A 14,215-nucleotide genomic window follows, 5' to 3' on the forward strand; every position below is an offset into this window, starting at 1 on the left:
TCATGCTTTCATCTTCCGGCCCGATTGGTGTTTTCGATTCCGGTGTGGGAGGGCTGTCTGTTCTAAGACATATCCGCACCCAGTTACCGACTGAAAACCTGATTTATTTCGCCGATTCAGGTTATGCGCCATACGGTGACAAACCGGAAGAATTCGTTATCGAACGATCCTTCAAAATCGCCGGTTTTTTGCTGGAACGGGAGATCAAGGCACTGGTCGTCGCCTGCAATACCGCCACAGCCGCAGCAATCCATCTTTTGAGGGACAATTATCCCGATTTGCCAATCGTCGGAGTGGAACCCGGACTGAAACCGGCGGCAACCAAAACCATCACCGGCATTGTCGGCGTCATGGCAACGGAACGGACATTGGCCAGCAACAAGTTTCATGTATTGCATCAGCTGTTGAACGATCGGACGGGCGTACATTTCATTATGCAACCCTGTCCGGGTATGGCTGATCTGATTGAACACGCCGAGCTGGATTCACAAGCGATTTTCAGTCTGGTACGCCGATATCTGGGTCCGCTCCTTGAACAGAAAGCCGATACAATCGTACTGGGATGTACACATTATCCATTCATCCGGCATGTTATTGAAAAAGTGGCCGCAGAATACGGCAATCGCGCACTGAATATCATCGACACCGGATATGCCGTAGCCCGCCAGCTGAAACACTTGCTGGATATTTACGGTCTGAACTGTCGAAAAAAAATCCGGAAGGGACAATGCGTGCATTCACTTCAGGCAACCCGGAAACAATTTCGCGCCTGATCCTTCGGCTGCTGCAAACCGACATGCCTGTTTTTTACGCATCATTATAAAATCCGGTTCAATCTGACTGACAGATGAGCCATCAATCACGGAGAACGATCATGAAACGCTTGCTACTTTTGTTGCTTCTTCCTCTGGCCGCTTGCAGTACACCCGACAGCAACGATATCAACCAGAACCTGCTCCCTCTCCCGCCCAAGGCGATCAGTTATCAGTGTGACAGCGGAAACCGGATTATCGTCACCTATCCCACAACGGAATCTGCCGAAATTTTGTACAAACAGGAAGAAATTCCCATGCAAATCGCTGTTTCTGCCAGCGGTGCCCGCTATACAGGAGAAGACCTCATCTGGTGGACAAAAGGTCAGGACGGCACACTGTTCAAGGTGGATACCAACCAGGAAACTGGCGATCTTCTGGAACGCTGTACACAAGTTCTGAAATAGCCGGTCAAACGGCATGAAAAACGCCGACAGAACTTGTCTTCTGTTACTATTGATCCTGATTCCATTTCAACCAACCAAGGGGAGATGTATTCGTGAGCACGTCAGTCAAAATCACTGTACTGGTCGATACCGAATCGTTCGACGAAAATCTGGCAAAGGAACACGGTTTTTCGGCCTGGATCGAAACAGAAGACCGCCATATCCTGTTCGATACCGGACAAATCGGCGGCATGTTATCCAATGCCCAACGTTTGAATATTGACCTGAAACAGGCGGATACACTGGTATTGAGTCATGGCCACTTTGACCATACCGGCCAGATCCCGCAATTTCTGGCACTGAATGACCATGCCCGTATCTACTGTTGTTACAATCTGGATATTACACGATACAGTTGCAAGATCGGAACGGCACCTCGTTCCATCGGCATGCCGGAAGCATCCCGACAAGCCTTGTCCGACATTTCCTCCAACCGTATCTGCGAACTGGGCACTCCCCGCTACCTGACTCCGGAAATCGGCCTGACCGGTCCGGTTCCCCGCAATTCGCCACTTGAAGATACCGGTGGTCCTTTCTTTTTGGATGACCATCGGGGCGTCGATGATCTGATTGAAGATGACCAGTCCATGTGGTTCGAAACCGACAAAGGTTTGTTGATCCTTTTGGGCTGCTGTCATGCCGGTCTCGTTAATACAGTGGAATATATCAAACAGATATCCGGTATCGACAGGATTCACGGAATCATCGGAGGCATGCATCTGGTTAACGCCGATGAAGCTCGCCTGCAATATACTTTCGACAATATGAAACGCTGGAAACCGGATATTCTGATACCCTGCCACTGCACAGGAGCAACACCTGTTGCCCGAATGATCGAAGCCATCGGCAGCGATATCGTTAAATGGGGATGTTCCGGCTACACGGTTAAAGCCTGATTTACTGACTGATTACAGGAGAATTTTTATGGTATTGCTTGAACTGGCTATTTTTCCGAATGACAAGGGAACCAGCCTGAGTCCCTATGTTGCCCGTTGCATGGACATTATCGACAAAAGCGGACTGACTTACCAGTTTTCCGCCATGAGCACCACGATCGAAGGAGAATGGGATGACGTCATGAAAGTGGTCGGCGACTGTTTCAAGGCACTTGCCAAAGATTGCGACCGCATCAGTGTCATGACCCGTGTCGATTATCGTGCCGGCAACCAATCCCGCCTGAAAAGCAAGGTTCAATCGGTTGAAGACAAACTGGGACGCGATCTGGTCAAGAAAAATTGATATTTTCTCCTTGTAACGTTAGAGAACCTTGCCAAACAAGAATGCCTGTGTTTCCGTTTTCTTGGTTGATTTTTCATTAATGAGATCGACTCAGATGGAAAAATTGGTTTTTGTTACCAATACTCTTGTGGCAAGGAACTTTATTTGACATGTTAAAATTGTCACGTTTACCCACTTATCGACAAAAAACCATTTTAAAGTCTATCTTGGAGCAACACTACCTTATGTAGTGTCGTCAAATTATTTAGGAAAAATCCATGCATTCAAGAAAAATTGCCTTTTTGCTACCCATTTTGCTTTTGAGTACGGGATGTCAAACAACAGCCTTCCATCGTGAACAAGTACAGGATAATGCAACGGATAGAATTTCCGTTGGAACAGTGCAAAAAGAAATTCGTGTTGGCATGAGCGGTGCAGAAGTCGCTCAAGTATTAGGATCTCCTAATATCGTTTCTACAGATGAACAGCGACGAGAAGTCTGGATTTATGACAAAATCGCGACAGATCATGCTTATTCAACTAGTAATGGTGGTGTAAGCGCTCTAATTCTTGGATTCGGTTCATCAGCAGGGGGAATAGGAGGAGCAGGTTTTAACGCTGCAAGTGGTGCGTCATCGACAAGTCAGAGAACCCTTACAATTATTATCAAATTTGATTCTGATCGCAAAGTTAGGGATTTTGCATATCACACATCGAGATTCTGACATGAAAAAACTGACCATTTTTCTCGCTGCATTAATCGCTGGATGCGCAATGGAACCGCCCAACGATCTTTTTGTCCCAACAAAAGAAATGTTAACACAAAGACAATTGGAAACTCGGCGTTACGAAGGATTGACCGAAGAAGAAATGCTAATAGCTTGTTCCAATGTTTTGCAAGATCTCGGCTATACGCTTGAAAATTCCGAAACAAAACTTGGTGTCTTGACATCAAGTAAAACACGCGATGCCACCAATGGTGGAGAAATAGCGGCCAATATTCTCTTGGCATTGCTTGGATCGCACCCAACGCCTATGAGCAAAGATCAAACTATTCGAGTTTCCCTGGTTGTCAAACCAGTTATGGATAATAACGGGAAAGCATTACTCAAGAATCACACCGTGCGCATCACTTTTCAAAGAATCGTAACATTGACAAACGGTAGTACAAGAGAAGAAACATTGCGTGACCCGGAACTATATACTGGCTTTCACGACAAACTCTCCAAATCTGTTTTCCTTGAAGCGCATAACATATGAAAAAATTTTTAGTTCCCTGTATTCTCGCCACTTCTCTCATATTAACCGGCTGTCAAACAACTAGTGAGACTGTTCTCGAAACCAATGGTGAGACGCAACTGCAAGTCCGCAATTACCAAACTCGCTCTTTTGATACAAATGATAAAGAACGCGTATTAAGAGCTACCATTTCCACTTTACAGGATTTCGGATTTATCATTGATCGCGCCGACTATCTGCTAGGCAGCGTTACAGCTACCAAGGTAGATGGTAACAAAAAAGTAAAAATAACAGTGGTATCGAGACAAAAAGGAAAAGATAAAACCATTGTCCGTGCAAATGCACAATTCAATTTAGCCCCTGTCAAAAATCCTAAAATCTACCAAGATTTTTTCAGTGCATTAGAAAAATCACTTTTTCTTAGTGCAAACGCTGTAGACTAAATCTTAATCCTCTTGAAAAAGGCATGATGACAAATCATGCCTTTTTCCAATAAACAATCTGTTTTTTTCTATTCCCGGCTTCTCTTTTGTGAATCAACTATCTGCAATGCACTGGCAATCAGGCCGCTCATATCACTCAGGTTACTGGGAACAATAATCGAATTATTGGTTTTCGCCAATTGTTCGAAAGCAGCGACATATTGTTCGGCAACTTTCAGATTCACTGCATCGCTACCTCCCTGTGCGGAAATCGCCTGTCCGACCTTGCGCAATGCTTCAGCATTGGCATCAGCGATAGCGATAATAGCTGCCGCTTCTCCTTCGGCACGGTTGATCGCCGCCTGTTTTTCACCTTCCGAACGAGCGATTTCCGCTTCCCGCTGCCCGTTTGCGATATTGATCTGTTCCTGCTTGCGCCCTTCGGAAGCCGCTATCAGCGCACGCTTCTCCCGTTCGGCCGTTATCTGGGCCTGCATGGCCTGCAATATTTCAGCCGGTGGCGTCAGATCCTTGATTTCGTACCTTAAAACCTTGACTCCCCAGTTCTGCGCCGATTCATCGACAGCACTGACGACACAGGTATTGATATATTCACGTTCTTCAAAAGTCTTGTCCAGTTCCATGCGGCCGATCACCGAACGCAATGTCGTCTGGGCCAGCTGGGTAATGGCGGCAATGTAATTGGAAGAACCATAAGACGCACGCATGGCATCTGTAATCTGGAAATAAAGAATGCCATCCACCTGCAATTGCGTATTGTCTTTTGTGATACAAATCTGCGAAGGCACATCCAGCGGTATTTCCTTCAGGCTGTGCTTGTACGCGATACGGTCGATAAAAGGAACCACGATGTTCAGTCCCGGCGCCAGCGTCGCATGATATTTGCCAAGACGTTCAACGACCCAGGCATGCTGCTGGGGCACGACATTGACCGATTTGACCACAAAAACAATGATTACGAGAAGAAAAACAAAAACAAGAAACAGTGGCTCCAATCGAAACCTCATCCAGTCAAAAAGTTGAAAAAATCATGTCTTGCTATTTTCGACAAGCAGGGTTGCTCCCCGTATTTCACGAATGATGAACAATCCGGCTTCCGGCCTGCCTGCCGGAAGCAGTTCCACATCCCAAAGAGCACCGCGATAACTGGCCCGCGACCGATAAATACCGTTTTGCGGATTTTCCCATTGCCGGACTTCAACAGTTTCCCCGATATCGAGGAGAACGGAAGGATTTCTCTGCGGATGAACCCGATGTTTCTTAAACAGCCGGCTATTGCGCAAAGCAAGTGTCACCACACCACCGCTTATCCCTGCTGCGATAAACTGGCCATAAAAAGGAACACCTGCCACTGCGGCAATGCCACCGGCGCAAGAACCGACGGCGATCATCAACAAATAAAATGTTCCCGTGAAAATTTCCGCTGCCACCAGTATACCGGCGAGAGCAAACCATATCATCCAGTCTGTCATCCGTTTATTTCATATCGGCAAACACCTGATCACATTATAGGATGACAGGGAAAAAGGCAAACGACCGGCGGCCTGACGGATTGTCGCGATAATCCCCACCCGCCAGGTCCCGGAAAATTCAGCAGCCTTTCGTCTGACTTTCCGCCAATGTCTTCCAGGTTGAAACGACCGAATCCGGATTCAGTGACATCGAATCGATTCCCTGTTTCATCAGCCAGCGTGCGAAATCCGGATGATCCGATGGCCCCTGGCCGCAAATACCGACATATTTTCCCTGGCTGTTGCAGGCGGCAATCGCCTTTGAAATCAGGGCCAGCACAGCAGGGTCACGCTCGTCAAAATCGGCCATCAGCAATTCAAGTCCCGAATCACGATCCAGCCCCAGCGTCAGCTGGGTCAGATCATTGGAACCGATTGAAAAACCGTCGAACATTTCAAGGAACTCGTCGGCCAAAATAGCATTGGAAGGCACCTCGCACATCATGATGATACGCAAGCCGTTTTCTCCACGACGCAAGCCGTTGACGGCCAGCAAATCGATGACGGAACGAGCCTGTTTGAGTGTCCTGACGAACGGCACCATAATCTCGACATTAGTCAGTCCCATTTCATTCCGCACTTTCTTCATCGCTTCGCATTCCATATGGAATGCTTCGGCAAATGAAGAAGCGATATAACGCGAAGCGCCACGGAATCCCATCATCGGATTCTCTTCTTCGGGTTCATAACGCGTTCCGCCCATCAATGTCCGGTACTCGTTGGATTTGAAGTCAGACAGACGGACAATGACCGGCTTCGGCCAGAAAGCTGCCGCAATCGTGGCAACCCCCTCGGCCAGTTTCTGGACATAATAGACACGTGGTGAAGCATATCCCCGTGAAACGGACTCGATTCCTTTTTTCAGATCGGGATCGACATTCGGATAAGCCAGAATGGCATTGGGGTGAACACTGATCTCATTGATGATGAATTCCAGACGTGCCAGACCGACACCACCATTTGGAATGGCCTGCAATTTGAACGCCATTTGCGGATTGCCTACATTCATCGCCAGTTTGACCGGAAGAACGGGCAAGGTACCGTACGTGATACGGGACTCTTCCATCTCGAGCGTCCCTTCGTAAATACGACCATCCTCGCCTTCAGCGCATGAAACCGTGACAAGCTGTCCGTCCCTCAACACTTCCGTGGCATTTCCGCATCCCACAACAGCCGGAACACCAATCTCACGTGCAACGATTGCGGCATGGCAGGTTCGCCCTCCCCGGTTCGTGACGATGGCCGCCGATTTTCTCATCACCGGTTCCCAGTTCGGATCGGTCATATCAGCAACCAGTACATCCCCTTCCTGCACCTTGTCCATTTCGGATGGATCTTTCACGATACGAACGCGACCGATACCGATTTTCTGACCGATGGCACGACCTGACGTCAGAACTGCCCCGTTTTCTTTCAGTTTGAAGACCTGTACGGATTCTCCCGTTTTCTGGGAATTGACGGTTTCCGGTCGCGCCTGAAGAATATAGAGTTTCCCATCCACGCCATCCTTGCCCCATTCGATGTCCATGGGACATCCGTAATGGTTTTCGATAATCACGGCAAATCTGGCCAGCTCGATCACCTCGGCATCACTGATGGAAAAACGCTTGCGTTTTTCCTCAGGGACTTCCACGGTTTCAACCGGTTCGACGGTATCCGGTTTTTCGGAAAACACCATTTCGATCAGTTTCGATCCAATCGAACGCCGGATAATCGGCATTTTGCCTTTCTCCAGCATCGGTTTGTGGACATAAAATTCATCCGGATTGACGGCTCCCTGCACGACTGTCTCACCCAGACCATAACTGGATGTGATGAAAACGACATCCTTGAAACCCGATTCGGTATCCAGCGTGAACATGACGCCGGACGCTCCCAGATCGGAACGTACCATCCTCTGGATACCGGCAGAGAGGGCGACGTCTGCATGTCTGAAACCACGCTGCTGGCGATATGAAATGGCACGATCGTTATACAAGGATGCAAAAACTTTTTTGACCGCTTTCAATACATTTTCTTCCCCAACAACATTCAGATAGGTTTCCTGCTGGCCGGCAAAAGAGGCATCCTGCAAATCTTCTGCCGTTGCGGACGAACGCACGGCGACAGAAAGTTCACCTGCCGTATTTTTGACCATCTGCCGGTACTGGTCGAGAATTTCCTTTTCCAGACGTGGCTGAAGCGGAGTTTCTTCTATCCACTTGCGGATATCGGCACCGGCATCCGCCAGCGCACGGACATCATTGATATCCACACCGGCCAGCCGGTCTTCAATCCGCCTTGCCAATGTTTCACTGCCATTGGTACTGTAAGACAGAAAATCGCGATATGCTTGCGACGTTGTCGCGAACCCGCCCGGAACCCTGACTCCCTTTTCCTGCAACTGGCTGATCATTTCGCCGAGAGACGCGTTCTTCCCGCCTACTGAAGGAACATCTTTCATTCTCAAGTCTGTAAACGGAATGACATAAACAGCCTGGTTGTTGAGTACTGGTGAAGCTGCTTCGGACATAGTGATCTCCTTGCGAAAATGGAATTCGTGTCTGCGAAGAAGGAAAGACACGATATTTCGACAACTATAAAATTCGTCTTTATTGTACCGCCAGTGTCATTATGTTTTTCAAAAATAATCCTTACAATAGAAGAAATTATTCGTCTCCTTGATTATTCTTTCCGACAGGCTGAAATATGACGACACAACAGAATATCCCTGCACGTACTGTTTTTATTGTATCCGATGGTACCGGTATTACAGCGGAAGCTCTGGCCCGCTCGGTTCTTTCCCAGTTCAATCTGTCCTATTCGAGAGTACACATCCCTTTCGTCGACACAATCGAGAAAGTCCGTCATGCCAGGGAACAGATCCAGAACGAGTACCGGCAAACAGGTCTGCTGCCCATCGTCTTTTCGACGCTGGTTATCCCTGAACTGGTCTGTATCCTGAGAGAAGCGCGAGCGTTGCATCTGGACGTCATCCAGACCTTTGTCGATCCCTTGAAAAAGGAACTGGGCATTTCTCCCAAACAGGAAATCGGTTTAAGCCATCAGAACATGGAAAGCGAAGAATATAAAAACCGGATCGAAGCCATCAATTTCACTTTGGCACACGATGACGGTCAATCCAACAGGAATCTGGACGAAGCCGACGTCATACTGGTCGGTGTTTCCAGAAGCGGAAAGACCCCGACCAGCCTGTACCTGGCTATGCAATATGGACTGAAAGTGGCAAATTACCCGCTGATTCCGGAAGATTTCGAACGCGGCAGACTTCCTTCCTCACTCGAATCCTACAAGAACAAACTGTTCGGTCTGACCATTCAGCCGGAACGCCTTGCCGAGGTTCGCAACGAAAGACGACCGAACAGCCGTTATGCATCACTGGAAAACTGCCGGTATGAAGTTTCCGAAGCGGAAGGTATGATGAATCTGGAGGGGATTCCCTATCTTTCCTCGACATCAAAATCCATCGAGGAAATTTCCACCGCAATTTTAAGCGATATGCGCGCATTTTCCAGCCCTGCCCAGGAAAAACCGTCGCCCAAAATCTAGTTGCACAACTCAAGTTCAAACGACGCCGCATAAGGTTCCGAAATACCGAGTCCGGCAGCTGTTTTCCGGTTCAACATCAGTACCCGTTCATCGAAACCGTAGCCCCGGTCACGCAAATTACGCTGGTGTTGCGAGTCATGATAACGCAACAGTTCGCCTTTCCACTGTGCCTGTGTCTCATCAAACGGGACATAAAAATCCTTTCTCATATCGACTGTTTTGACGTCACTGTTCAACATCAGTGCAACGGGCCATTCAACTTTCGATGCAATCGCTTTCATCATGGCATACATGGCACGATGAGCACGATTTGTATCGTTACCATGAGGCATGAAAAGCATATCCGGTCTGATCTCACGAATCAGTTTTTCAAGAAAGATCCGGTTTTCACTATCATCCGCAACCTGGTCATCATTCTCATTGTTCAGTTTCAGAAACCGGTAATGCGTACAGGGCAAACCAAAGAAACGAAAACTGGCGGTCTGTTCCCTGACGCGCAACTGCCGCCTGTCATCCTGCACCATTCCGGCACCATAAACCTTGTCGATACCGCTTCCCGTTTCAGCAACGACGACATACAACTCATGTCCCTGACCAACCATATACCTGAGCGTTACGCCAATGGCATCAAAATCATCAGGATGAGGTGCTGTTACCAGTAATTTCAGTTTCCCGGGCCAATTGATTTTGCGAAGATCAACAGGACGTTTCCCGGCCAGGAGAAATTCCAGATTCATTGAAAACCTCTCGTCAAAACTGTTGTTACCTTTCCTGTTCCACAAACCGGACAATAAGACAACTCATCAAGTTCTTCAGGAGAAGGCAGCAATCATTGGATAATATCGAAAAAACCAATCAAACCGTCAGACCATTCCGTTCCAGTATTTTTCTGACGGGTGCATATGTTTTCCTGTGAACCGGCGAAACACCGAATTTTTCCAGCTGTGCCAGATGAAATGCTGTCGGATACCCCTTGTGGCGGTCAAAACCATATTCCGGATACTGACTGTGCAATTCCATCATGATGGCATCTCTGGCCGTTTTGGCCAAAATCGAAGCGGCAGAGATAACCGGTATTCTGTCATCTCCCTTGACGATGGCTCTGGCACGAATTGACAACTCCTTCGGACACCGGTTACCGTCAATCAGAGCCAATTCCGGTTTTATGGAAAGCATCTCGATTGCCCGTTTCATGGCCAGCATGGAAGCCCATAAGATATTCAACTCATCGATTTCTGCCACGGAACATTGCGCGATAGACCACGCTTTGGCTTTCTCTTTGATCAATTGTGCCAGTTCGTCACGCCGGTTTTCCGAAAGTTTTTTGGAATCCTTCAAACCGTCAATGGGATGATCCGGATCGAGAATGACTGCTGCAGCAAACACCGGCCCGGCAATGGGTCCCCTGCCCGCTTCATCCGCACCGCAAACAAGAGATATCCCGGACGAAAAAACGTCTTCAAAAGAAAGCTGCAAGGAAGATACCCGCTTATCCTGAAATGTATCAGTCATTCTGTCTCATTACGTCAAGCACTGCCTGTGCACTTGTTTGCGCTGTATTGCGCAGCAATGAATAATGCATGGCGACAAATTTTTCCTGCAAACGATTCCTGTTCGCCTGATCCGTCAACTGGAACCAGAGTGCATCGGAAAGCGCTTTTCCCGTGGCGGCATTCTGAAGCAATTCCGGAACAATCATTTCTCCTGCCAGTATATTGGGCAATCCGACTGGAGGTTTGACAATATGACGGGCGATCTCCCATGTCGCACGCATCAGACGATAGGCAATAACCATCGGCTTTTTGAAAAGTGCCACCTCAAGAGTTGCCGTTCCTGAAGCCACCAATACAGCATCTGCCGCCGTGATAGCTGCATGGGATCGTCCTCTCATGAGTTTCAGCGGCAGATCATCGAGACGGACACTTCTCATGAGACGGGTAAAGAATGCCAGTTGTTCATCTCCCGCCATGGGAATAATGAACTGGATATCCGGATCACGCTGCAACAATAACCTGGCCGCCTCAACAAAAGGAACACTGTTGTATTTCAGTTCGGACATTCTGCTGCCCGGCATAATAGCGATTACCGGCCTGTCCTTGTCCAGTCCAAGATTGTCCCGTGCAGCATTCATATCGGGTCTCATTGGAATCGCTTCGGCCAGAGGATGCCCGACACAAGTAACCGGTATACCAGCCTTTTGATAAATGGCCTCTTCAAAAGGAAACAACACCAGAATACGTGAAACGGCTTCAGCAATTTTCTTGATACGGCCACTGCGCCATGCCCAGACAGACGGACTGACAAAATGTACGGTCCTGATTCCCGCCTTTTTCAGGGAAACTTCCAGATCGAGATTGAATTCAGGCGCATCAATGCCGACAAAAACATCCGGTTTTTCAGCCAGCAGATGATCGCGCAAATGATTGCGAATGCCCCGGATTTCCCGATAATGCGCCAAGACCTCGAACAGACCGTTTACAGCCAGTTTTTCCATGGGCCAGTTGCTGACGAAATCGTATTTCGCCATCCGCGCCCCTCCTATCCCGTGCATCAGGGTATTGGGCAACTGGGGACGTAATGCCGACAACAGTGTCTCGCCGAGAATATCCCCGGATGTTTCTCCGGCAACCATGGCTATCGATCTCATCTGTCCGTTCCTTTCAAATACAGGGGACACAGCCTTTTTCCAGAGTTATCGCAACAATCCTCTTTGCGCCCCCTCGATAAAAGTATGCATCTGCCGGATATAATCGGCCGCTTCCTGCGAAGCGGCGGCCTCTTCCAGCAATCTGGACTTGGCTTCTTCAAGAGACAGGCCCGAACGGTAAACCGTCTTGTATGCCTTACGGATATCGGCAATCTGTTCCGTAGTGAAACCGCGACGTTTGAGTCCTACCGAATTGATACCATAAGTCGATGTCGGCGTTCCGGATACCATCAGGAAAGGCGCGATATCCTGGGATATATGTGAACCGAACCCTGTCATCGCATGATCCCCAACCCGGCAGAACTGGTGAATCAGCGTAAATCCTCCCAAAATAACCCAGTCGCCGATATGGACATGACCAGCCAGCTGCGCACTGTTGGCAAAAATCGTATGGCTTCCGACCTGGCAATCGTGAGCCAGATGCACATACGCCATGATCCAGTTGTCATTCCCCAGACGGGTGACACCTTCGTCCTGAACGGTTCCCAGATTGAATGTGCAGAATTCCCGAATGGTATTGCGATCACCGATTTCCAGTTTTGTCAGTTCTCCAGCATATTTTTTATCCTGCGGTACCCCCCCCAGAGAAGCAAACTGGAAAATGTGATTGTCCTCACCAATCGTCGTGTGTCCTTCGATAACAACATGAGGCCCGATCCTTGTCCGTGCCCCGATTCTGACATCCGGGCCGATAATCGAATAAGCACCGACTTCCACTGAACTGTCCAGCTCAGCATGTGGATCAATTATTGCAGTAGGATGAATGGCCATCAGGAATCTGCTTTCTGGGAGACTACACCGCCCCGAATGGCGCACATCAACTCGGCTTCGACCGCCAGCTGGCCATCCACCAGACCTCTCGTCCTGAATTTCCACATGCCTCTCGAGCTGCGGATCAGTTCCGCTTCCATGACAAGCTGATCACCCGGTTCAACCGGACGTTTGAAACGAGCACTGTCAATCGTCGCGAAATAAACCACAGCATCCTTGTCCAGCTTGCTGTCATGTGACATGAAAGCGAAGATGGCTGCCGTTTGAGCCAATGCCTCGATAATCAGCACACCTGGCATTACCGGATGATTCGGAAAATGGCCGTTGAAAAATTCCTCGTTAGCCGTGACATTCTTGATGGCAGTAATCTTCTTACCCGCTTCCCAGTCTAATACGCGATCAACCAGCAACATGGGATAACGATGAGGCAACAACTCCCTGATCTGATGAATATTCAAACTCTTCATTTTTTCGTTTTTGTTATTGATTGGATGGTTTTTTCAAGTTCACGGATTCTATCACGCATGGAACCCAGTTTTCGTGTCAGTACAGCCGTCTTTTCCCACTCGGCATGTTTGGCCAACGGATAAAAACCGGAATAAACACCGGGCTCTGTAACCGAACTTTGCACAACGCTGGCTGCCGTGATATGGACACCATCGGCAATAGTGAGATGTCCTCCGATCATGGCGGCACCGCCAACGGTACAGCGTTTGCCGAATATGGCACTTCCCGCTACACCGACACACCCCGCCATCGCCGAATTTTCACCGATATGACAGTTATGACCTATCTGGATCTGATTATCCAGTTTGACACCATTCTCAATAACCGTATCCGACAGTGCCCCCCGATCCACCGTGGTATTGGCACCGATCTGCACATCACTACCGATGATCACCCGTCCTGTCTGCGGAATCTTGACCCATACCCCATCTTCATTGGCAAATCCGAACCCTTCGCAACCGATAACGGCACCTGGACGCAACACGCCCCGTTCACCGATTTCACAGCCCTGGAGGAATACAACCCGTGGAAAGAAATGACAGCCCGCGCCAATTTTCGCATTCTTTCCAATGAAACAGCCTGCTTCAATCAGACAGTTTTCTCCGATTTCTGCACCGGCTTCAATCGTGACGAAAGGACCAATCGTCGCACTGCGCGCCACTTTTGCGGAAGGATCGACAACCGCGCTGGAATGAATTCCGGCAACAGGTGGAACGGTTTTGAAACTCTCGAACAACTGCGCCGCATGAGCAAAATAGGCATAAGGGTTCTTGGTGACGATGCGAGAGCCTTTGAAAAGATCGCCGACAAGCTGATTGTCCCTGGGAGAAATGATCAATGCCGCTGCCTTGCACCGGCCAACTTCATGACGCAAACGAGGATTGGTCAAAAAAGTGATATGTTCGGAATCTGCATTATCCAGCGGGGCAAATCCTGTCACTTCGATACTGCCATCACCAATAAGTTGACCGCCGAAGCGGTCAACCAGTTCCTGAAGATTTATCGACATTCT

The 14,215-nt window shown here is 48.7% G+C and carries 17 protein-coding genes; 8 read left to right on the forward strand and 9 right to left on the reverse strand.

The window, feature by feature from the left end:
- The first annotated feature begins 2 nt into the window (after positions 1–2).
- From murI to NB647_RS08590, 7 genes are all read left to right on the forward strand, one after another.
- On the forward strand, positions 3–773 hold the full coding sequence (murI, locus tag NB647_RS08560) for a glutamate racemase (protein ID WP_269283004.1): 771 nt from the start codon (positions 3–5) through the stop codon (positions 771–773).
- A gap of 101 nt (positions 774–874) precedes the next feature.
- Positions 875–1,219: an MliC family protein gene (locus NB647_RS08565; protein ID WP_269283007.1), complete on the forward strand. Its 345-nt coding sequence runs from the start codon at positions 875–877 to the stop codon at positions 1,217–1,219.
- 92 nt (positions 1,220–1,311) lie between these two features.
- Entirely contained in the window at positions 1,312–2,154 is an 843-nt protein-coding gene (locus tag NB647_RS08570; protein WP_269264189.1) for an MBL fold metallo-hydrolase, read from the forward strand.
- A 28-nt stretch (positions 2,155–2,182) separates the two neighbouring features.
- Complete coding sequence (locus tag NB647_RS08575) at positions 2,183–2,497, forward strand: MTH1187 family thiamine-binding protein (protein WP_269283009.1); 315 nt, start codon at positions 2,183–2,185, stop codon at positions 2,495–2,497.
- 257 nt (positions 2,498–2,754) lie between these two features.
- On the forward strand, positions 2,755–3,201 hold the full coding sequence (locus NB647_RS08580; protein WP_269283011.1) for a hypothetical protein: 447 nt from the start codon (positions 2,755–2,757) through the stop codon (positions 3,199–3,201).
- A gap of 1 nt (position 3,202) precedes the next feature.
- Positions 3,203–3,736, forward strand: coding sequence for a hypothetical protein (locus tag NB647_RS08585; protein WP_269283012.1), 534 nt, complete (start codon positions 3,203–3,205; stop codon positions 3,734–3,736).
- Positions 3,733–4,158, forward strand: a complete 426-nt coding sequence (locus NB647_RS08590; RefSeq protein WP_269283014.1) for a hypothetical protein — start codon at positions 3,733–3,735, stop codon at positions 4,156–4,158. Before NB647_RS08585 ends, NB647_RS08590 begins: the two co-directional genes overlap by 4 nt.
- Before the next feature lie 68 nt (positions 4,159–4,226).
- On the opposite strand, the gene NB647_RS08595 is transcribed toward NB647_RS08590, so the two are convergent.
- The 3 genes from NB647_RS08595 to ppsA all read right to left on the reverse strand — a co-directional run bounded on the left by NB647_RS08595 (position 4,227) and on the right by ppsA (position 8,181).
- Complete coding sequence (locus NB647_RS08595; protein ID WP_269283016.1) at positions 4,227–5,165, reverse strand: SPFH domain-containing protein; 939 nt, start codon at positions 5,163–5,165, stop codon at positions 4,227–4,229.
- A gap of 21 nt (positions 5,166–5,186) precedes the next feature.
- On the reverse strand, positions 5,187–5,630 hold the full coding sequence (locus NB647_RS08600) for an NfeD family protein (protein WP_269283017.1): 444 nt from the start codon (positions 5,628–5,630) through the stop codon (positions 5,187–5,189).
- A gap of 118 nt (positions 5,631–5,748) precedes the next feature.
- The gene (ppsA, locus tag NB647_RS08605) at positions 5,749–8,181 is read right to left on the reverse strand and encodes a phosphoenolpyruvate synthase (protein WP_269283018.1); all 2,433 of its coding nucleotides are present in this window, start codon (positions 8,179–8,181) and stop codon (positions 5,749–5,751) included.
- 176 nt (positions 8,182–8,357) lie between these two features.
- Here ppsA and ppsR point away from each other — a divergent pair, with 176 nt between their 5' ends.
- Positions 8,358–9,218: a posphoenolpyruvate synthetase regulatory kinase/phosphorylase PpsR gene (gene ppsR, locus NB647_RS08610; RefSeq protein ID WP_269283020.1), complete on the forward strand. Its 861-nt coding sequence runs from the start codon at positions 8,358–8,360 to the stop codon at positions 9,216–9,218.
- On the opposite strand, the gene NB647_RS08615 is transcribed toward ppsR, so the two are convergent.
- The 6 genes from NB647_RS08615 to lpxD all read right to left on the reverse strand — a co-directional run bounded on the left by NB647_RS08615 (position 9,215) and on the right by lpxD (position 14,212).
- Positions 9,215–9,955, reverse strand: coding sequence for a PIG-L deacetylase family protein (locus NB647_RS08615; RefSeq protein WP_269283021.1), 741 nt, complete (start codon positions 9,953–9,955; stop codon positions 9,215–9,217). The two genes, ppsR and NB647_RS08615, sit on opposite strands and share 4 nt — an antisense overlap.
- Before the next feature lie 118 nt (positions 9,956–10,073).
- The gene (gene rnhB / locus NB647_RS08620) at positions 10,074–10,730 is read right to left on the reverse strand and encodes a ribonuclease HII (RefSeq protein WP_269283023.1); all 657 of its coding nucleotides are present in this window, start codon (positions 10,728–10,730) and stop codon (positions 10,074–10,076) included.
- Entirely contained in the window at positions 10,723–11,865 is a 1,143-nt protein-coding gene (lpxB, locus tag NB647_RS08625; protein WP_269283026.1) for a lipid-A-disaccharide synthase, read from the reverse strand. Before lpxB ends, rnhB begins: the two co-directional genes overlap by 8 nt.
- Positions 11,866–11,910: 45 nt before the next feature.
- A complete protein-coding gene (gene lpxA / locus NB647_RS08630; protein WP_269264198.1) occupies positions 11,911–12,696 on the reverse strand; it encodes an acyl-ACP--UDP-N-acetylglucosamine O-acyltransferase in 786 nt (261 codons plus the stop codon).
- A complete protein-coding gene (gene fabZ / locus NB647_RS08635) occupies positions 12,696–13,163 on the reverse strand; it encodes a 3-hydroxyacyl-ACP dehydratase FabZ (protein ID WP_269264199.1) in 468 nt (155 codons plus the stop codon). The genes lpxA and fabZ overlap by 1 nt, the downstream gene beginning before the upstream one ends.
- On the reverse strand, positions 13,160–14,212 hold the full coding sequence (gene lpxD / locus NB647_RS08640; RefSeq protein ID WP_269283028.1) for a UDP-3-O-(3-hydroxymyristoyl)glucosamine N-acyltransferase: 1,053 nt from the start codon (positions 14,210–14,212) through the stop codon (positions 13,160–13,162). The genes fabZ and lpxD overlap by 4 nt, the downstream gene beginning before the upstream one ends.
- Positions 14,213–14,215 lie beyond the last annotated feature (3 nt).

Source organism: Oxalobacter aliiformigenes (assembly GCF_027116575.1).
In the GTDB taxonomy this organism is placed as follows: Bacteria; Pseudomonadota; Gammaproteobacteria; order Burkholderiales; family Burkholderiaceae_D; genus Oxalobacter; species Oxalobacter aliiformigenes.